Origin of the sequence: Sorangium sp. So ce726, assembly GCF_051521405.1 — a bacterium.
Taxonomy (GTDB): Bacteria; Myxococcota_A; Polyangia; order Polyangiales; family Polyangiaceae; genus Sorangium.
In genome coordinates this window covers 11,413,953-11,432,990 of sequence record NZ_CP150349.1, presented here as the reverse complement: position 1 = coordinate 11,432,990, position 19,038 = coordinate 11,413,953, and the positions used below count along the sequence as shown (strand labels likewise).

Here is a 19,038-nt window from a genome sequence, read left to right as displayed (position 1 = left end):
CCCGATCGCGACCCCGCTATCTCCATGAAGCCATGCCGAAGGCCGAGGATCCCCCGCCAGTCGCCGCGCCGGGGACCGCTCACGCGGACCCCCGCCCGTCGCTGGGCGGCGAGCCCCGCCCGTCGGCGGGCGGTGAGCCTCGCCCGTCGCTGGGCGGTGAGCCCCGCCCGTCGGTGGGCGGCGACGCCGAGGGCCGCGGCACGTTCCTGCCGCTCCCCTCCGCGCTGCAGCGGCGCCTCAGCCGGCCCTCCTGGGAGAAGTTCGTGCTCCCGCTGCTCGGCCCCGTGCTCGCGCTGCTCGTCATCGGCGCGGTCGCCACGCTCGAGGCCGCGCTCGACTGGACCATCCCGAACCCGCCCGCGATCCTCTCGATGATCATCGTCTTCGCGGCGTTCAGCGGCGGCCTCTGGGGCGGCATCGTCACCGCGCTCATCTCGTGCGTCTTCTTCGCGCTCTACTTCTCCGAGGACGGGGTGCCGTTCTCGTACAAGGACGACAACCTCCTCCGGGTCATCGTCTTCGCCGTCACCACCCCCGCCATGGCGGTGATGGCGAGCATCGCGAAGCGCCGCGCGGACGCCATGGGCGAGGCCTCGCTCGAGAACGAGCGCGAGCACTCCGCGAGCCTGCGCGCCCTGCTCATGCAGCGCCAGGCGGTCGAGGACGAGCTCCAGCAGGCCAAGGAGGCCGCCGAGGCGGCGAGCCGCGCGAAGAGCGAGTTCCTCGCCAGCGTGAGCCACGAGATCCGCACCCCGATGAACGGCATCATCGGCATGACGTCGCTCGCGCTCCAGACCGAGCTCACCCAGGAGCAGCGCGAGTACCTCGAGATGGTCAAGATCTCGGCCGACGCGCTGCTCTCCATCATCAACGACGTCCTCGATTTCTCGAAGATCGAGGCCGGCAAGCTCGAGATCGAGCCCGTCGTCTTCGACCCGAGCGAGATCATCGGCGACGCCGTGAAGACGCTCGCGCTCCGCGCCCACGAGAAGCGGCTCGAGCTCGCCTACGACGTCGGCCCCGACGTGCCCGAGGCGCTCGTCGGCGATCCGCTGCGCCTGCGCCAGGTCCTCGTCAACCTCGTGAGCAACGCGGTGAAGTTCACCGACGCCGGCGAGGTCGTCGTCCGCGCCGAGGTCGACTCGCGCGCGCCCCTCACGGCCGACGAGGAGGCCAGCGCGGACAGCCAGGGCGCGCCGAGCCTCTACGCGGGCGAGGCGCTCGGCGACGCCGTGGTGCTCCGCGTGAGCGTGATCGACACGGGCATCGGGATCGCCCCGGAGAAGCAGCGGCTCGTCTTCGACGCGTTCGCTCAGGCGGACGGCTCGACCACCCGCAAGTACGGCGGTACGGGGCTCGGCCTCACGATCTGCGCCCGCCTGGTCGAGATGATGGGCGGCAAGATCTGGATCGAGAGCGAGCTCGGCAAGGGCAGCACGTTCCACTTCACCCTCCAGCTCCGGGCGCTCGAGGGCGCCGCCCGGTCGCGCCGCCTGGAGATCCCGAAGGACCTCCTCGGCACGAAGGTCCTCATCGCGGACGACAACGCGACCGCGCGGCGCATCCTCGCGGACACCATCGAGGGCTGGGGGATGAAGGCGGTCCCCGTCGACTCGGGGGCGGCGGCGATCGCGGCGCTCTCGGAGGACTCGGGCGTGTGGGCGCTGCCCTGGGGCAAGCCGGGGGGCAACGCGGTCGGGCCGAGCAGCTCGTTCGGCCTCGCCATCGTCGACGCCCGCATGCCGAAGGTCGACGGCTTCGCCGTGGTCGAGCACTGCCGGAAGCGCGAGATCCTGAAGGGGCGCGTCCTCATGCTGCTCAGCTCGACGTCCGCGCAGGCGGACGCCGCGCGCTGCCGCGATCTCGGCGTCTTCGCCATGGTCACGAAGCCCGTGAAGACGTCCCACCTCCAGGAGGCCGTGTTCCACGCCTTCGGCGTCCCGACGCGGACCTCGCTCCGGTCGGCCGACCTGCGCCGCGCCGCGCCGGGGACGCGCGCGCGCGGCCTGCGCGTGCTCGTCGCCGAGGACAACGCGATCAACCAGAAGCTGATGCGCCGCTGGCTGGAGCGGCAGGGCCACCACGTGCACATCGTCGAGAACGGCCGCCTCGCCGTCGAGAAGATCGCGGGCGGGCAGTACGACGTGGCCCTGCTCGACGTGGAGATGCCCGAGATGGACGGCCTCCAGGTCGCGCGGGTCGTCCGCGCCCGCGAGCGGCGCGAGGGCGGGCACATGCCGCTCATCGTCGTGACCGCGTACGCGATGAAGGGCGACCGCGAGCGCTGCCTCCGGGCCGGCTTCGACGGCTACCTGTCGAAGCCGGTGCAGGTCGAGGAGCTCTACGACATGATCGACCGGCTCGCCGCCGGGCCCTCTGCCCTGGAGATCGAGGACCCGACGCGCATGTCGCTCGGCGCGCCGAGCTCGTACGCCTCGGTGCCCTCGTCGACGTTCGACAGCGGGCCGCCGAGCACCCGCTCGGAGGAGCGGCTGCAGCCCTCGCCCTCCTCGATCACGGCCCGGCCGATGTTCGATCGCACCAAGGCGCTGGAGCGGACGGGCGGCGACGCCGACCTCCTGCGCGAGCTCGCCGAGGTCTTCCTGGAGGAGTGCCCGCGCTGGATGGGCGACATCGACGACGCGGTGGCCGCCGGCGACGCCCGCAAGCTCCAGCGGGCCGCGCACAGCCTGAAGGGCGGGGTCGACAGCTTCGGCGCGCGGAGCGCGTTCGAGGCCTCCTTCGCGCTGGAGAAGATGGCGCGCGCGAACGAGCTCGGCAGCCTGGCCGAGGCGCAGTTCGCGCTGCGGGCGCAGATCGAGCGCCTGCTCCCCGAGCTCGCCGCGTTCGTGCGTGAGGGCGTGCCGGCGGACCCGGAGCCGCCGGTGCAGGGCGAGCGGCGCTCTGATAGCGAGGTGACGCGATGGTGAGGGTGCTCGTGGTGGACGACTCCCCGATGGATCGGCGCCTCTCCGGGAGCTTGCTCAAGAAGCGCGCCGGGATGGAGCCCGTGTACGCCGAGAACGGCGTCGAGGCGCTCGAGACGATCGCCAGGTCGATGCCCGAGATCGTGCTGACCGATCTCCAGATGCCCGAGATGGACGGCCTGGAGCTGGTCGAGGCGATCCGCCGCGATCACCCGTACCTTCCGGTGATCCTGATGACGGCGCACGGCAGCGAGGAGATCGCGGTGCAGGCGCTGCGGCGCGGCGCCGCGAGCTACGTCGCGAAGCGGAGCCTCGCGGCGGAGCTCGTGAACACGGTCGAGAACGTCCTGGCGGTGGCGCGGCTCGATCGGCGAGAGCAGCTCCTCCTCTCGTGCCTGACGGTGACCGAGTCCCATTTCGAGCTCGACAACGACGTGGCGAAGGTCCCCGCGCTGGTGGGCCACGTCGAGCAGAGCCTGGGCCGGATGCGGCTGTGCGACGAGACGGGCCGGATCCAGGTCGCGGTGGCGCTGCGCGAGGCGCTCGTGAACGCCATCGTGCACGGCAACCTCGAGGTCAGCTCGTCGCTGCTCGACGAGCAGCCGAGCGCCTTCTCCGCGCTCGTCGAGAGCCGCCGGACGGAGAGCCCCTACCGGGATCGGCGCGTGCTCGTCATGGCGCGGGAGACGCGCACCGAGGCGACGTACGTGGTGCGCGACGAGGGGCCCGGCTTCGACCCGCGCAACCTGCCGGATCCGACCGACCTCGCCAACCTGGACAAGCCGAGCGGCCGCGGCCTGATGCTGATCCGCACGTTCATGGACGAGGTGCGGCACAACGACAAGGGCAACGAGATCCGCATGGTGATGAAGTGTCGCTCGCCGGGGACCGGCGGCGATCCGGGCGAGGACGGCGGCTGACGCGGTCGCGACGCGACCTGTTACCCTCGGCGCTTGGCCGAGAAGACGAGAGACCTCGTCGTCGCCGTCTCCGGCGCTCTGCGTTGACGATCGGTTCGAGCAGTTCTCGAATCGGCCGCCGCGCGGCTTGCCGCCCAACGGAGTTGGCCTGTTCGGCGTGAGCGGCGGCGTCCGCCTCCGGGTCGGGGCTGGCCAGTCCTCCACTGCGACAGGTTGCCTGCGGCGCTGGCGTGCGCCTCGATCGGTCCGGGGGCTTCGCCCGCGTGCTTCAAGAACCTGGCGATATTCGGGATCAGGGACTCCTTGTATTCAGGTTTGCCAGACGCGCACGATTGCTGGTTGGCGATGTTTGACACGTCCCGCCCCGCGGCGACCTTGATGACCGCACGCGCATCGACATCCGCTGCGAAGCGACATCGAGGCGTCGCAGAAGGACACGTCTGGAACATGGTATGGCTGGACAAGCGCGCGCAGCCGTGGGACGGGGGAGTAGGGAGAGCGAGGTGATGGTTCAGGGTAGCCGGGGCAGTGAAGTCGAGCTGCCGGAGCAGCGGGGCGGCGGATCTGACGGCTCGGTCCAGGGAGATGGCGCGGCCGGACAGCAAGCCACGGGAGGCGACGCCGGCCGCTCGACGCGCGATGTGAGTCGCCTCGCGGGGCCGCCCCTCGGCGGAGCAGGCGCCCATGAGACGCCACGTGTGATGACCGTGGGCGTCATCACGCCCTATCTGGATGGCTCGTTCTGGAACCCGGTCCTGACGGGAATCCACGATGCGGCGCGGCAGCACGGTTGTCGGACGCTGGTGATGCGCGGCACGGCCGCCTCGCTCCAGGCCCCCTCGCTCTCCAGAGAACAGGTGGATGGGTGGATCGTCGTGATCGGGGTGGACGGCATCGAGCAGCTCGCTGCCGAGCGGGTCCCGCGTGTCGTCGTCGGCACCCATGTGCACAAGGGCAACTGCCCGTCCGTGATCCCGGACAACCACAGCGGGATGCGGAGCGCGGTGCGCCATCTGATCGGACACGGGCACCGGCGCATCGCGTTCGTCGGCTGCCTCCATGAGTCCGATGTCCGCGAGCGCTTCGACGCCTACCGAGAGACGCTCGCCGAGGCGGGGATACCGTTCGATCCAGATCTGGTCATCCGGACCGACGACAACTGGTATACCGGCGGCGAGAACGGCGCCCCGCAGCTCCTCGCGCGGCGGAATGCGTGTACAGCGGCGGTCTTCGGGACGGACAAGAACGCCATCGGGATGATGCCGTTGCTGAAGGAGGCGGGCGTCCGCATCCCCGAGGAGCTGGCGATCGTCGGCTTCGACGATGTACCGGAGGCGCAAGCAGCCGACCCCCCGCTGACCACCGTGCGCCAGCGGTTCGAGACGCTGGGGAGCGCCGCGTGCGATCTCCTCGTCTCGATGCTCGCCGGCGAGACCTCCCCGCCCGAGCTCGTGCTCACGCCGAACACCTTGATCCCGCGGATCTCGTGCGGATGCGACGTGCTCCAGAGCTTCCTCGACGAGGACACGGCGCCGGGGGAGCACGGCGGCGGAGATCTGGATCGACGGATGGTCGAGCTGCTCCTCGCGCCTCGGCCCCTGGCGCCCGATACGTCGCCTGCCGCGGTATGGCCGGGGGTCGCCCTGGTGCTCGAAGCGTATGGGGCGGCGGTCGAGGGGACTGCGCTCCCTCCGGCGAAGGCGCTGGAGCGCGCCTACCAGCAGGCCGTCGAGATCTCGTCCGATATGGGCACCTTGATGGCGATCGTGCGCCTGCTCCGCCGCTCCCACGAGCGGCGGGGTGGGGACGCGGCGTCCGCTCGGCGGGTCGAAGCGTTCCTGGACAGCGCGCACCTCTCGATCGCTCGGGCTCGGCTCAGCGTCGAGGCCGGGTTCGTGGCGCAGCTCGGGATGCTCGTGCGGTCCAATCACGACGTGGGCCTCGCGCTGGTCAGCGGCTCTCAGCAGGAGTCCCTGTCGCTCTCATGGCTCGCAAAGACCAGCGCGATCTGGGCCTGCCTTGCGCTCCGGGAGGACGCGAAGACGCTCGTCGTCGCCGGCGCCTACAGCCGTGACGGCAGCGCGACGCCCCCTATCGGCAGCCGCCATCGGCTGGAGGCGTTTCCGCCGGAGCACCTGCTGCCGCCCGCGGCCGCGAGCGGCGCGCTCATGATGATGCTGCTGCCGATCCGCACCGAGCGACGCGACTGGGGGTTCGTGGCGCTCATGGGGCCGACCCTCCGCGAGCTGACCGGCGACGAGGGCACCATCGGGGTCTGGGCGTCGCTGCTCGCCGCCGCCCTCGAGCGCGGCGAGCTCGTCCAGTCGCTCTCGACGAAGAACGCGGAGCTGCAGATGGCCTATGCGAGCGAGCGAACGCTCTCGGAAACGGTGCGCGAGCTCGGCTGCCCGCTCATCCCGCTCCTGCGCGGCGTTCTGCTCGTGCCGCTGATCGGCGCGATCGACCGGGACCGCGCCCTCCAGGTGCTCACGGCCGTGGTCGAGGGGGTGGGTCGGCATGGGGCGCGCTTCGTGCTGCTCGATATCACCGGTGTGCCGACGGTGGACGCGCAGGTCGCCCAGGCGCTGGGCCAGACCAGCCGCGCGGTCGCCCTGCTCGGCGCGCGCGTCGTCCTGGTCGGCGTGCGCCCCGAGATCGCGAGGAGCCTCATCGACGTGGATCTAGGCAATCTGGCCACGTACGCGTCGCTGGCGGGAGCCCTTCACGAGCTGACGAAAGGGGGCCTCCGCCCTTCTGGCGCGAGGCGAGGCGCAGCGCGCTTCGCCTGATGGCCGTGGCCTCGCGCGGCGCGGTGCTCATCGCGGCGTCGGCGCTCTCGATGGCGCCGACGTTCGAGGCTCGACCGAGCTCACAGGTAGAGGTGCGCCATCTTGGCCCACGCGTGTTTGTTATGGGCGCGGTTCTGCCATACGTGGAGCTGGTGCGGGATCCCGCGGTTTGCCATGGCAGCGGCGAGCCTCTGGTTGCTGGCTAGAAACGGATCGTGCTCCCCGATGACCAGCTCGACCCGGAGGCGGCGCAGGTGAGAGAGCACGGCCTCCTCTCTGATGTTCGGCAGGAACATCGTCGGCATGTGGAAATACACGAGGTCCTCGAAATGGCCCTCCAGCAGGCTCTTGAAATCGTCGACGGCCTCCGTGAGATCGAAGCGCCCGCTGAACGCGACCGCCTTGCCGAAGAGATGAGGGTGGCGCAAGGCGATATTCACAGCGTGGTATGCGCCCAGACTGCAGCCGTGGGAGATAAGGAAGCTCCCTGCGTTCAGCTGCTCGCTGAGCGGGAGGACCTCGTGGAGCAGGTAGTCCTCGTACGCCTGGTGACGCCTGATCCTGTCGTACGGGCGCGCGGCCAGGCAATAGAAGCTCTGGCCGTCGACGCTGTCCACGCAGTAGAGCTGGAGCCAGCCGTTCTCGACCCGCTCGCGCACGGCCTCGAGCATGCCGAAGTCCGCGTAGTCGAAGAAGCGCCCGCACCGGGTGGGGAACACAAGGACGCGCGCGCCTTTGTGGCCGAAGACGAGCAGCTCCATGTCCTGGCCCAGCCGCGGGCTATACCATTTATGGTGGCTGCGCTGCATGGTCCGCCTCTGCGAAGATCTCGGGACGCCTCGCTTGAAGCAGGTCCCGCCATAACAGGTAGCCGGCGCGGCTGAGGTGCAGGCCATCTGGCTCGTAGAGCTCGGGCCGCGGCCGCCCGTGCTCGAGCATCGGCTCGACGACGTCGATCACGTACGACCGAGGGCGCGCCGCGAGCAGCTCCGCCGCGAGCCGGTTCGTCTCGAGGATACGATCGAGGAGGTGAAAGCGCGCCACGGACGGCTTGATCGTGATGAACGTGAGCGGTATGGCGCCCGCGCTCTCGTCCAGCTGCGTCACCAGAAAGCCGAGCTGCTTTACGATCTCGGTCGGGGACTCTCCGTCGCCGATGTCGTTGTCGCCTGCGTAGAGCACCAGCGCGCGCGGCGCGAGCGGGTGGACGAGGCGCCAGAAGAACCACGAGCAGGCCGCCATGGTCGAGCCGCCGAAGCCGCGATTGACGACAGGTACGCCGGGGAAATCATCGCGCAGCGTGGACCACAGGCGGATGGAGGAGCTGCCGTAGAATACGACAGAGCCAGGCGGCGCCGGCGAGCGGCGCTGCTCCTCTTCGAGGGCACGGACGTCCGGCTCGTACCAGTGCACGGGGCCAGGTTACCTGGAGGGTCTTCTGTTGGTGCGACACGTTCGCGACGATCGTCTGTCGGCGGGGCTCGGGGCCGCGGCGATCGCCTCGGCTCGGGCGCTCCGTGCCGAGGGTGCCGGCGGGATCGCGGTGGGACCGACCGTGTCGGGCCCGAGATCGGCGACGCCGCAATCGGCAGGTGCGCCGCCGGAGCCTCCCGTGCCGCCGGAGGCAGGGTCTCCACCGCCGGAGCCAGCGGTCTCTAGCGTCGCTTCTGGGACTTGCGGCGCAGCGCCAACCCGTGAGACCTTCTGTGCGGGAGATCGCTGCGCGGCGCCCGGATCGACAGACGCGCCCCGGCGGCTCCGGTCGACCAGTCGACGGCTCGTCAGGTGGACGGATGACCGATGCTGCAAACGAGGCTTGTCGAATACCTGCTCGCGTCTGTCATCGTCATGACAGCGACTGCCTGTGATCGTGAAAAGAGCAGCGCCGAGCGGGTCGAGGAATACCAGCGGTTCGTGGACGAGCGGAGCTCCTGCACGTCGACCTCGGAGTGCGTCCTGGCCGGCGGTGGGTGCCCACTCGGCTGTGGTTCGGGGGTTCGCTCCGAGCATGCCGAGGCGGTGAATGCCAAGGCAAAGCAGTTGATCTCTGCCTATGAAGAGGGCGGGCAGGCCTGCAAGTACAGGTGTCCGTCGCAGCACGTCGAGTGCCGAGCAGGGCGTTGCACGGCGGTCCCGGATCCATGACGATGCGCGCGTCGGAACAATCCTTGATGAGATCGGTGCAGGCGCTCGCGCAGCCGGCGGACGTGCAGCGCGCGCTGTTCCCCGATTTCGTGTGTGTGGGTGACGAGCTCGCGAACGACTTCGACAGCGCGCGACGCGCGTTCCTCGCCGAGACGCTACCGCTGGCGAGGCCCCAGCGTGAGGCGCTCGATTCGCTCGACCGCTATCTCGACGCGCTCTCCGGTGAACACAACGCGGAGTTCTGGCTGGATGCCGATCAGCTATCCCTCGATCCCCGGTGGGAGGTGATCCGCGCCAAGGCGCGCCTGACGCTCGTGGCGTTCGGCTGGCAGGACGAACCGCCGCCGCAGGATGGAGCGATCTACGTGAATGGGCGCCAGCTCGTGCATAACAAAAAGCGCTCATAGACACGAGTACACGGCCCCGATCAGCGCCCGCCACCGCGGGTCGCCGCCCTCGCCGCTCGCGATGGTCTGGTTCGGCGTGTAGCCGAACCCGAGCCCCGCGTCGGGGTCGGCGAAGCCGAGCGGGCCGCCGGCGCCAGGGTGGCCGAAGGTCCGCGGGCCGCGCCCGAAGGGGCGCAGGGCGCTCGGGAGCATGAACCCGAGCGAGAACCGGCTCTCCGCGAGGAGGACGGCGTCGAGCCCGGCCGATCGTTCCACCAGCGCGGCCTCGACCGCCTCCGGCGACAGCACGCGCGCGGCGCCGGCGAGGGCCCCGCCGTTCGCGAGCGCGCCGTACATCCGCGCGAGCGCGCGCGCGTTCGCGTGGCCGTTGAGCGCGGGGATCTCCGCGCGCCGGGCGCGCGCGGTGTTGACGAGGCCCGGCGTCACAAGGTCGCGCGGCCTGGTGAACGCCATCGAGGTGAGCGACGCCGGGTCGCGGAAGCTCGCGGCGAACGCGCCGCCCAGGCCGTTCGGGCTCGCGATGGTCGGCGGCACCTCGGCGATCCGCCCGTCGTGCTCGGCGCCGGTCCCGATGTGGAAGTCCAGGCCGAGCGGGCCCGCGACGGCCTCCCGGAGGAACGCGCCCACCCGCTGCCCGCTCGCGCGCCGGATCACCTCGCCCACGAGGAAGCCGAACGTGACCGCGTGGTAGCCGTGCCGGGCGCCCGGCTCCCAGAACGGCTCCTCCGCGGCGAGGGCGGCGGTCATGGCCTGCCAGTCGTAGAGCGCGCCCTCCTCCGGCTCGGCGCGGAGCGCCGGCAGGCCGGCGCTGTGGTCGAGCAGCTGGGCCACGAGGACGCGCCCCTTGCCGGCCGCGCCGAACTCCGGCCAGGCGGCGGCGACCGGCGCGTCCAGGTCGAGCGCGCGCCGCTCCGCGAGCGCGTGGGCGCACAGCGCCACAGCACCCTTCGTCGCCGAGAAGACGTTCACGATCGTGTCGCCGCGCCACGGCGCGGTCCTCGCCGCGTCCCGGAAACCAGCCCAGAGGTCGACGACCACGCGGCCGCGCACGGCGGCGCACACGGCGGCCCCGAGCTCGGGAAACCGCTCGAAATTCGAGGCGAACGCCGCGCGCACGGGCGCGAACGCCGGATCGCAGGAGCCATGGATCGCGAGGTGCATCGCTCGTCCTTTCGTCCCTTCCTCGGGGCAGTGCGTGCCGGAAGCGCGCGGGCGAGCCACCCGGCCTTTCGAGCCCGACCCCGATGATTCACAACCTAAGTTGCGCAACCTTGGTTGATGAATAGGGCCGCCGCCCGTAGCCGTCAACGTCATTTGCGCAACCTCGGTTGCGGGTTACACGCTCCGGCCGTGAAGCCTGCGCGCCCGGACGAGGACCTCGTGCTGCTCTTCGCCGCCATCGCGGCCGCGAACAGCGACGAGGTGATGCGCCGCGTGGAGCGGGCCGGCCACGGGGATCTCCGGCCGAGCCATGGCTACGTGTTCCAGCACCTCATCCCGGGGCCGGTGAAGGTGAGGGAGCTCGCGGAGCGGCTCGGCATCACGGCGCAGGGCGCCTCGAAGGCGGTGGTGGAGCTGGAGGAGCTCGGCTACGTGCGCCGGCGCGTCGCCGAGGACGACCAGCGCAACCGGCTCGTGGAGCTCACCGACCGCGGGTGGGCGGCGGTCGAGGCGGGGCGCGCCGCGCGCGCCGCGGTGAACAGGCGGCTCCGCGCGCTGCTCGGCGAGGAGCAGGCCGGCGCGCTGCTCGCGTCGCTCCAGCGCATCGCAGAGCGCACGGGAGGGCTCGAGCTCCTGTCCTCGCGCCGGCTCCGCCAGCCGTAGCGCGCCCGGGTCCGACCCGGCGGCTGCGCGGCCGGGTCGAGGACCGATGCGTCGATGTGCAGCGCGCGTCTCAGTCGCCTGGCGCGGCGGGCCCGAGGAGCGAGGTGTCGATGCGCAGCACGCGCGCCGTGTAGGGCCCCTCGAACGACGCCTGCGTGCGCATGGCCACGGTGAGCTCCGTGCCGAACGCGGAGACATCGACGAGCGGGTGCTGCTCGTTCAGATCGTTGAAGTAGCTCCCTCCTGCGATCGCGGGGAGCGGCAGCGTCACCGCGACCTCGGGCGCGCCTCCTGCGGCAGGCACGCGCACGAGGCGTAGCTCGCCGCGGCTTTCGTCCGCCACCGTGTGGCCGACGCACACCCGGTCCAGACCGGTGTCCTGCAACTCGTACGCGAGCGTCTGGTCGATGTGGCTGATCAGGAGCGCGATCCACGCGTCGCCATCGCTCGTGCGCGCGGCCGCGAAAGCCGACCATGCGAGCCCGGAGGCCACCACGTGGCATTCGGCCGGGCAGCTGCTCGGAGAGCCCGGAGGCGGGATGTCGACGCCGTCCTGGCAGCGGTGCGTGGGCGTCTCGGTGCCGGGAATTGCGACCTCGTCGAAGCCGCCGTCCTCGTTGGCGCTCGCCAGCCGCAGCCCGTCGGTGTGCTGCACGACCGCCGCGAAGCGCGGAAACGTCGCTTGTCCTGCGGGCTGCGGCGGCCGGATGGGCTCGTAATCGAGCAGGAAGCTCGCGGAGTCCGGGGCGCCAAGGCTCCGCTCCGTGGTGCCGTCGAGCACCGTGAGCTGCAGGACCCCTGGGAGCGCTTCGACGAGCCCGAACGCCAGCGGCGCGTCGTCGGGCGCGAGGGCGAAGCGGGCGTAATCGCTGCCGCTCGGCCGGCTCGCCGGCGCGACGTCCCAGGCGCCGCTGGACGTGCGCGTCGTGTGCGCGACGCTGTCGGGCGCGTCCGTGTTGATCCAGATGTGGGGCTCGCCCCGGGAGTCCACCGCGACATCGAGGACCGGCACGTAGTTGTCGTCCCGATCGAACACCAGCTGCTTCTCCGTCGCGCTGCCGGCCAGCGGCAAGAACACGACACCGCCAGGATAACCGTCACCGCTGCTTTTCGTCTCATCCACCGCGGCATACGCCCTTCCGTCCGGCGAGAGCGCCACGCTCACGGTAGTGGACTGCACGTCGAAGTCTCGTTGTGCCGCCCCATCGTCGTCGAGCTCGAACAGCCGCGTCGGGTCGTTGCTGCTCGTCACGAGGTATGTCGCGCCCGCCGCCGGCACGGCACGCACCCCGCCCGCTGCAAACGTGGAATCGGTGCACGTCACCTCCACGTCGAGCGTGATCGCGCAAGGCGCGTCCGCGGGACAGGCGTCGTTGTGATCGCCTCGCCGCGATTCACACGTCGCCGGGGCGTCGCCAGCGCCGCCCTGACCGCCCGCGCCGCCTTGATCCCCGGCGCCACCTTGATCCCCGGCGCCGCCGGCCTCTTCTGTGTCAGCTGGCACGGTGGTATCGCCCTGGCACCCGAGCGTCACCGACAGGCCGGCGAGCATGCCGGTCCCAAGCATTCGAAGGATGTGTATTTGCAATTTCTGGCGCATGAGCAATCGCCTCCCTGCGATGCGCTGGCGCTTAACATCAAACGTGCCAGTCGATCTCCTGCGCAAAAGCCGATGTCACACGCGATGCGTTGTGTCGGTCTGTGTCAGAATGCTCATTCAGCCCGAGCCGCAGCCGTGGTTACCGTGAAGCGTCTCAGTCGCCTGGCGCGGCAGGCGCGAGGCGCGAGGTGTCGACGCGCAGCACGCGGGCCGTGAAGGGCCCCGTGCGTGACGCCTGCGTGCGCATCGCCACGGTGAGCTCCGTGCCGAAGGCGGAGACATCGACGAGCGGGTGGCGCTGGTACACATCGCTGAAATGGCTCTCGCCTGCGATCGCGGGGAGCGGCAGCGTCACAGCGACCTCGGGCGCCCCTCCGGCGGCAGGCACGCGCACGAGGCGCAGCTCGCCGCGGCTTTCGTCCGCCGCGATGTTGCCGACGCACGTCGGCAGATCGGCGTTCTGCACCTCGTAGGCGATCGTCCAGTCGAGGTGGCTGATCAGGAACGCGATCCACACGTCGCCGTCGCTCGTGCGCGCGGCCGAGAAGGCCGACCATTCGAGCCCGGAGGTCACCTCGTGGCAGTCGGCCGGGCAGCCCGGCGACGGGGAGTCGCCGAACCCGCGCTGGCAGCTGTACGGCGGCATCGCTGTGCCGGGGATCGCTACCTCGTCGACGCCGTCGCCCTCGCCGGCGCTCTCCAGCCGCAGCCCGTCGGGGTGCTGCACGACCGCCGCGAAGCGCGGAATCGTCGCTTCACCGGCGGGCTTCGGCGGCGGGACGGGCTCGTAACGGATCGGCGAGCTCGAGGGGACCGGAGCGCCAAGGCTCCGCTCCGTGGCGCCGTCGAGCACCTCGAGCTGCCAGCTGTCGGAGCCCGCTTGGACCATACCAAACGCCAGCGGCGCGTCGTCGGGCGCGAGGGCGAAGCGGGGCCAACCGCTGTCGGCCAGCCGGCTCGCTGGCGCGACGTCCCAGGCGCCGCCGGACGTGCGCGTCGCGTGCTCGATGATCTCCGGCGCGTCCGTGAGGATCCAGATGTGCGGCTCGCCCTGCGAGTCCACCGCGACATCGAGGACCGGCACGTATTTGTCGTCGCGATCGAACACCATCTGCTTGTCGGCCGCGCTGCCGGCGAGCGGCAGGAACACGACACCGCCGGGATAGCCGTCACCGGTGCCTTGCGTCTCATCCACCGCGGCGTACGCCCTTCCGTCCGGCGAGAGCGCCACGCTCACGCTCATGCTCTGCACGTCGAAGTCGCGTTGCGTCGCCCCGTCGTCGTCGAGCTCGAACAGCCGCGTCGGGGCGTTGCTGCTCGTCACGAGGTACGTCGCGTCCGCCGCCGGAACGGCCCGCACCCCGCCCGCTGCGAAGTCGTGCCCGGTGCACGTCACCTCCACGTCGAGCGTGATCGCGCAAGGCGCGCCCGCAGGACAGGCCTCGCCGTGGTCGCCCTGCTGCGACTCGCACGTCTCCGGGCCGCCGCCTGCGCCACCCTGACCGCCTGCGCCGCCTTGACCGCCCGCGCCGCCTTCACCCCCGGCGCCGCCGGCCCCTCCTGTGCCAGCTGGCACGCTGGTATCGCCCTGGCACCCGAGCGTCAGCGACAGGCCGGCGAGCATGCCGGTCCCGAGGATTCGAACGATGAGCAACTGCAATTCTCTGCGCATGAGCGCTCGCCTCCTTGCGATGCGCTGCCATCCAGCACCAAACGTGCCAGTCGAGCTCCTCCGCAAAAGCCGCCGTCACGCTCGATGGCTTGTGCCGTTCTGTGTCGAAATGCTCGTGGTGTTCGCTGCTCCTGTTGCAGGCGCGGGCCCGACGACCACGCGCCTGCCGTGGACTCGGAGCGCCTCAGAGGTTCATGCCGCCTGACGCCTCGATGCGCTGGCCGTTGATCCACTGGCCCTCGGGCGAGAGCAGCACGGCGACCGCGCCGCCGATGTCATCCGGGAGGCCGACCCGGCCGAGGGCGGTCTGGGCGGCGATCATCTTGTTCAGCTCGGTGTTGTCGCGCACGGCGCCGCCCCCGAAGTCGGTCTCGATCGCGCCGGGCGCCAGCGTGTTCACCGCGATCTTCCGCGGCCCGAGCTCCTTCGCCAGGTAGCGGGTGAGCACCTCCACGCCGCCCTTCATCGCGGCGTAGGCGGCGTAGCCGGGGAAGCTGAACCGCGTGAGCCCCGACGAGACGTTGAGGATCCGCCCTCCGTCCGCGATGAGCGGAAGGAGCTTCTGCGTGAGGAAGAACGTCCCCTTGAGGTGGACGTTCATGAGCGCGTCGAACTGCTCTTCGGTCGTCTCGGCGAAGCTCGCGTAGGCGCCCATGCCGGCGTTGTTCACCAGGTAATCGAAGCGATCGCGCCGGAAGCGACCGGCGAGCTCCGCCTTCACCGCGGCGGCGAACGCGTCAAATCCGCGGGTGCTCCCCAGATCGAGCGTGACGGCCGCCGCCGTCCTCCCCTTGGCCTCGATCTGCTTCACCACATCTGCCGCCTCGGCCGCGCCGCCGCGGTAGGTGATGATGACGTCCACGCCGCGATCCGCGAGGTGGAGCGCCATGCTCTTTCCCAGCCCGCGGCTTCCGCCGGTGACGAGGGCGACGGGGCTACGCTTGGATGTGCTCATGGTCGGGTCCTTTCGATGGCGACGCGGCTGCTCGCCGCTGTCGGCGGCGGTTGCTCGCCGCTGTCTGCGACTGTGAATAGCGATCCGATGCCGGTTGCGGAAGGCCCTGGGTTCCGACACACTGTTTCGCCAGTCGAAACAATGACCGTCGACGTCGGATCGCTGAAGATCTTCGTGAAGGTGGCGGAGCTCGGCAGCTTCACGCGCGCTGGCGAGCACCTTGGCATGCCCAAGGCGCGCGTGTCGCTGCGGTTGAAGGCCCTGGAGGCCGAGCTCGGCACCCGGCTCCTCCAGCGCTCGACGCGCGTCGTGCGCCTCACGCCGGACGGGGAGGAGCTCCTCCCGCGGGCGCGGCGCCTCGCGCTCGAGGCCGACGAGCTCGGCGCGATGTTCCAGGCCGCGCGGGGCCTGCGCGGGCGGGTGCGGATCGATCTGCCGGTGAACTTCGCGCGCGACGTCATCATCCCGCGCCTGCCCGAGCTGCTCGCGCGCCACCCCGAGCTCGAGGTGCTCCTCAGCACGACCGATCGGCGCGTCGAGCCGCTCCGCGAGGGCTTCGACTGCGTCCTGCGCATCGGCGCCCCGGGAGGCGACGGGCTCGTCGGCCGCAGGCTCGGCGTGCTGCGCATGATGAACTGCGCGAGCCCTTCCTATCTGCGCCAGTACGGTACGCCTCGCCGGCTCGAGGATCTCGAGCGGCACCTCCTCGTGCATTACTCGACGACGCTCGGCGCCGAAGCGCCGTCGTTCGAGTACCCCCACGAGGGCGGCTACCGCGAGTGGCCGATGCGCAGCGTGGTGACGGTCAACAGCGCTGACGCCTATTTCGCCGCGTGCGTGGCCGGCCTCGGCATCATCCAGGCGCCGCGGGCGGGGAAGCTCGCCAGCATCACCGCGGGCGAGCTCGTCGAGGTTTTACCCTCCCTCACCTGCGCGCCAATGCCCGTCTCGCTCCTCCACACGCACGGTCGAAGCGTGCCGCGCCGCGTGCGCGCGGTGATGAGCTGGCTCACCGAGGTGCTCTCTCCGCACCTCGAAGCGCTCGACCGCTGATCCACGCGCTCCCGGCCGGCGAGTCCTCCCGCTCGACCACTCGAGGGCTCACGCCGCGCGCCCCGGCGCGATCCGCAGCAGATCGAACTCCGCCACGAAGCCCTCGCCCAGCGGGCTGCAAGCATATAGGCCACACTCCACCTCGCGTGCCCCGTCGTCCTCGTGCAGGTGGGCCATGCGGATCTGCGTCCACGCCGCGCCGTCGTCCGAGCTGTCGACGAGGTAATCGGGCCCTTCCCGCCGGACGCGCAGCCAGATCTCGCGGCGATCCGAGGGAAACGGCTGGGTCGACCAGTCGCTGTAGCCCGCGTTCGTCACCACCGCGCCGAGCCGGCTCGGGCCGTCCGGCTCGAACTCGACCGACGTCTTCAGCCAGCACGACTCCGCGATTCGCACCATGAGCCCCGCCTGGTCGTACTGGTGCGCCGGCCGGAACCGCACATGGCAGGTCATCACGAAGTCGCCGCCGGCGCGGGTGAAGAGGAAAGGCCCGTTGTCGTTGCGAAAGCCGTAGTGCGTCCGCTGCCAGTAGTCCGTCTTCGCGGCGGGCTCGACGACGAGCACGCTCCGCTCCGGCGCGACCGCCCAGCGCGCCGGCGGGTTGCGCCACGTGAGCCGCGGATCGATTCCAGGGTTCGTAAAGCCCTCTTCCAGAAGCTGTCCTGTCATGATGCAGACCTCCGAGAGCCGCCCAGCGCGCGGTCCGCCCGCGCGCGGGCGAGGGTCGGGAGGCTACCACGGAGCGCGCCGCCCCTGGACGCGCCGCTCTGCGATCCGCCGCGCCGCTCAGGCCGAGGGCTCGCGTGGGCCGAGCACCGCGTCGTGGAGCTGGTCGAGATCGAACGGTTTGGCGAGGAACCGCGTGAGCCCGAGCTCCGCTGCCAGCTCCGAGACGTCCACCGCCGCGCTCACGAGCACCACGCGCACCGCCGGATCGACCCGCGAGAGGATCGCCTTCGCGCAAACGCTGGGAGAGAGCCCTGGCATGAAGTAGTCGCACAGCACCGCCCGCAGCCCGTCGCGCTCGCGCTCGAGCAGCGGGAGCGCCTCGGCGCAGTCGGCGACCTGGAGGCACTGGAGCCCCCACCCATCCAGGCTGAGGGCGACGAGCTCCCGGAAATCGGGGTCATCGTCGATGACCAGCACGCGGTTTCGCAGCATGTTCCCTCTGCTCGCTAGCGCCTTAGTTCCAGAGAAAAGACCATGAGGTCACCGGGCCTCCGCTCGATCCAGAACCTCGCGCCGTGGAGCCGGGCGATCCCCTGGACGAGGTGGAGGCCGATGCCCGTGCTGCGCGGCTCGTCACGCCGCCTCTCGAACGCGACGACGGCGAAGGGCTCCAGCAGCTTCTCGAGGTCCTCCGGGAGATCCTTCCCGCCCCGGACCTCGATCGTGATGAGCACGCGCGCGGCGGATCCGGCGTCGATCGTGAGGAGCACCGGATCGTGCTCCAGCGCGACGGACACGGCCTGGACGAGCAGGCTCCAGAGCGCCTGCTCAATGAGCTCTGGATCGCCCAGGAGGTGCGCGTCTCCCCGGGGTACCAGGCGGATGCTGTGAGCCCTGGCCACGAGCTCGAACTCTCCGATCACGCGGCGGGCGAGCTCCTCGACGTCGATCGCTTCGGGCTTGAAGGGGAGCTCGCCCCCGGAGATGCGCGCCGACCACAGGAGATCCTGGACCAGGCGGCCGAGGCGCGTCGCCTGGCGATCGATGATCGTGAGGGCGCGCTCGCGGATGGCCGTGTCGTTCCGGTGGTTGAGCGCGATCTGCGAGAACCCCTTCATGGTGGTGAGCGGCGTCTTCAGCTCGTGCGCGGCGACGGCGAGGAACCGGTCGCGATCCTTGTCGCGCTCGGCGATGGCCTTGAAGCTCGTGTTCAGCGTGTGGGCGAGCACGGCGAGCTCGTCGTCCCCCCAGTCCCCGAGCGGCTCGTAGACGCCGAGCTCGCGGAAGCGTTGGACGGCGGTCACCATCCGGTGGATGCGCGGCGCGATCGCGCGGCGCACCGCGAGGCCGAAGAGCGACGCCGCCGTGACGCCCCCGAGGCCGACGGCCATGAAGACGAGGAGGATGCGCCGTCGGATGCGTTCGAAAGCGTCGTAAGCGACCTCCATGTAGCGCAGGTTGATCTTGTGCAGCTTGATGAGGGCGTCGCTGAGGTGCTCCACGTCGGCGCGCCGCAAGTGCGGCGCGGCAGGCGTCGGACCCCCGAGCCCGGTCGTGCGCTCGAGGTGCATCACGACAGCGGCGATGGTGTCCGCCGCCTCGCGCTCTTCGTCCAGGAGCACGAGCTCCCCGGCCCGAGCGAGCGCAGCGCGGAGGTGGATGGCGTCAGGTAGGGTCGAGGTCGCCGTCAACCAATCGCGCTGGTACCGATCGATGAAGGAGCGGAGCCGCATCATCGGCTCCCGGACCTCCACAGAGACGTCCGACGGCGGGCGAGCGAGCAGGGCATAGAGAGCGTTCGATGACTCGATGCCGCTGCTGATGACGACGAACGGCTGGAAGACGTAGTGACGCAGATAGGCTGTCTCGGTAGCCAGCCGCCTGAGCGCGACAACGGACAGCGTGATGCCCAGGGCGGCCAGGATCAGCTGACTCAACACGAGCAAGGAAAGACGCCTTCCTATGGACATCCTCCCCGGAGGCCCGTTGCCCCCGCCGCTCGGAGGCGAGCCCGCGTGCTGAGCGCGTTGAGACCACCGAGGCATCGGCCACCTCCTCGGTGTCACCGTGGAAGCAA

The 19,038-nt window shown here is 70.7% G+C and carries 16 protein-coding genes; 7 read left to right on the top strand and 9 right to left on the bottom strand.

Annotated features, from left to right (window positions below; all coding sequences use genetic code 11):
* Nucleotides 1-32 precede the first annotated feature (32 nt).
* From WME79_RS42665 to WME79_RS42655, 3 genes are all read left to right on the top strand, one after another.
* The gene (locus tag WME79_RS42665) at nucleotides 33-2,930 is read left to right on the top strand and encodes a response regulator (RefSeq protein WP_437527238.1); all 2,898 of its coding nucleotides are present in this window, start codon (nucleotides 33-35) and stop codon (nucleotides 2,928-2,930) included.
* Nucleotides 2,924-3,847, top strand: coding sequence for a response regulator (locus WME79_RS42660; protein ID WP_437527235.1), 924 nt, complete (start codon nucleotides 2,924-2,926; stop codon nucleotides 3,845-3,847). Before WME79_RS42665 ends, WME79_RS42660 begins: the two co-directional genes overlap by 7 nt.
* A 506-nt stretch (nucleotides 3,848-4,353) precedes the next feature.
* Nucleotides 4,354-6,636, top strand: a complete 2,283-nt coding sequence (locus WME79_RS42655) for a substrate-binding domain-containing protein (RefSeq protein ID WP_437527232.1) — start codon at nucleotides 4,354-4,356, stop codon at nucleotides 6,634-6,636.
* 80 nt (nucleotides 6,637-6,716) lie between these two features.
* Here the strand turns inward: WME79_RS42655 and WME79_RS42650 are convergent, their stop codons facing one another.
* Nucleotides 6,717-7,445 carry an esterase family protein gene (locus WME79_RS42650; protein ID WP_437527229.1) on the bottom strand — a complete coding sequence of 243 codons (729 nt, stop codon included), beginning with the start codon at nucleotides 7,443-7,445 and terminating at the stop codon, nucleotides 6,717-6,719.
* Nucleotides 7,426-8,049 carry a GDSL-type esterase/lipase family protein gene (locus tag WME79_RS42645; protein WP_437527226.1) on the bottom strand — a complete coding sequence of 208 codons (624 nt, stop codon included), beginning with the start codon at nucleotides 8,047-8,049 and terminating at the stop codon, nucleotides 7,426-7,428. Before WME79_RS42645 ends, WME79_RS42650 begins: the two co-directional genes overlap by 20 nt.
* A 387-nt stretch (nucleotides 8,050-8,436) precedes the next feature.
* Here WME79_RS42645 and WME79_RS42640 point away from each other — a divergent pair, with 387 nt between their 5' ends.
* Both WME79_RS42640 and WME79_RS42635 read left to right on the top strand, forming a co-directional pair.
* Nucleotides 8,437-8,781: a hypothetical protein gene (locus tag WME79_RS42640; protein ID WP_437527223.1), complete on the top strand. Its 345-nt coding sequence runs from the start codon at nucleotides 8,437-8,439 to the stop codon at nucleotides 8,779-8,781.
* Nucleotides 8,778-9,188: a hypothetical protein gene (locus tag WME79_RS42635; protein ID WP_437527220.1), complete on the top strand. Its 411-nt coding sequence runs from the start codon at nucleotides 8,778-8,780 to the stop codon at nucleotides 9,186-9,188. The genes WME79_RS42640 and WME79_RS42635 overlap by 4 nt, the downstream gene beginning before the upstream one ends.
* On the opposite strand, the gene WME79_RS42630 is transcribed toward WME79_RS42635, so the two are convergent.
* Nucleotides 9,183-10,349, bottom strand: coding sequence for a serine hydrolase domain-containing protein (locus WME79_RS42630; RefSeq protein WP_437527217.1), 1,167 nt, complete (start codon nucleotides 10,347-10,349; stop codon nucleotides 9,183-9,185). The genes WME79_RS42635 and WME79_RS42630 overlap by 6 nt on opposite strands.
* Before the next feature lie 189 nt (nucleotides 10,350-10,538).
* Here WME79_RS42630 and WME79_RS42625 point away from each other — a divergent pair, with 189 nt between their 5' ends.
* Complete coding sequence (locus tag WME79_RS42625; protein ID WP_437527215.1) at nucleotides 10,539-11,012, top strand: MarR family winged helix-turn-helix transcriptional regulator; 474 nt, start codon at nucleotides 10,539-10,541, stop codon at nucleotides 11,010-11,012.
* 70 nt (nucleotides 11,013-11,082) lie between these two features.
* On the opposite strand, the gene WME79_RS42620 is transcribed toward WME79_RS42625, so the two are convergent.
* The 3 genes from WME79_RS42620 to WME79_RS42610 all read right to left on the bottom strand — a co-directional run bounded on the left by WME79_RS42620 (nucleotide 11,083) and on the right by WME79_RS42610 (nucleotide 15,239).
* Nucleotides 11,083-12,612: a hypothetical protein gene (locus WME79_RS42620; RefSeq protein WP_437527212.1), complete on the bottom strand. Its 1,530-nt coding sequence runs from the start codon at nucleotides 12,610-12,612 to the stop codon at nucleotides 11,083-11,085.
* A gap of 154 nt (nucleotides 12,613-12,766) precedes the next feature.
* Nucleotides 12,767-14,284 (bottom strand): hypothetical protein, encoded by a 1,518-nt coding sequence (locus WME79_RS42615; RefSeq protein ID WP_437527209.1) that lies wholly within the window; start codon nucleotides 14,282-14,284, stop codon nucleotides 12,767-12,769.
* A gap of 184 nt (nucleotides 14,285-14,468) precedes the next feature.
* Complete coding sequence (locus tag WME79_RS42610) at nucleotides 14,469-15,239, bottom strand: SDR family NAD(P)-dependent oxidoreductase (RefSeq protein ID WP_437527206.1); 771 nt, start codon at nucleotides 15,237-15,239, stop codon at nucleotides 14,469-14,471.
* A gap of 141 nt (nucleotides 15,240-15,380) precedes the next feature.
* Here WME79_RS42610 and WME79_RS42605 point away from each other — a divergent pair, with 141 nt between their 5' ends.
* Nucleotides 15,381-16,292, top strand: coding sequence for a LysR family transcriptional regulator (locus tag WME79_RS42605; RefSeq protein ID WP_437527203.1), 912 nt, complete (start codon nucleotides 15,381-15,383; stop codon nucleotides 16,290-16,292).
* 48 nt (nucleotides 16,293-16,340) lie between these two features.
* On the opposite strand, the gene WME79_RS42600 is transcribed toward WME79_RS42605, so the two are convergent.
* From WME79_RS42600 to WME79_RS42590, 3 genes are all read right to left on the bottom strand, one after another.
* Nucleotides 16,341-16,961, bottom strand: coding sequence for a DUF1349 domain-containing protein (locus WME79_RS42600; RefSeq protein WP_437527200.1), 621 nt, complete (start codon nucleotides 16,959-16,961; stop codon nucleotides 16,341-16,343).
* Nucleotides 16,962-17,078: 117 nt separating this feature from the next.
* Entirely contained in the window at nucleotides 17,079-17,453 is a 375-nt protein-coding gene (locus WME79_RS42595; protein WP_437527197.1) for a response regulator, read from the bottom strand.
* A gap of 14 nt (nucleotides 17,454-17,467) precedes the next feature.
* The gene (locus tag WME79_RS42590) at nucleotides 17,468-18,901 is read right to left on the bottom strand and encodes a sensor histidine kinase (protein WP_437540046.1); all 1,434 of its coding nucleotides are present in this window, start codon (nucleotides 18,899-18,901) and stop codon (nucleotides 17,468-17,470) included.
* Nucleotides 18,902-19,038: the final 137 nt, after the last annotated feature.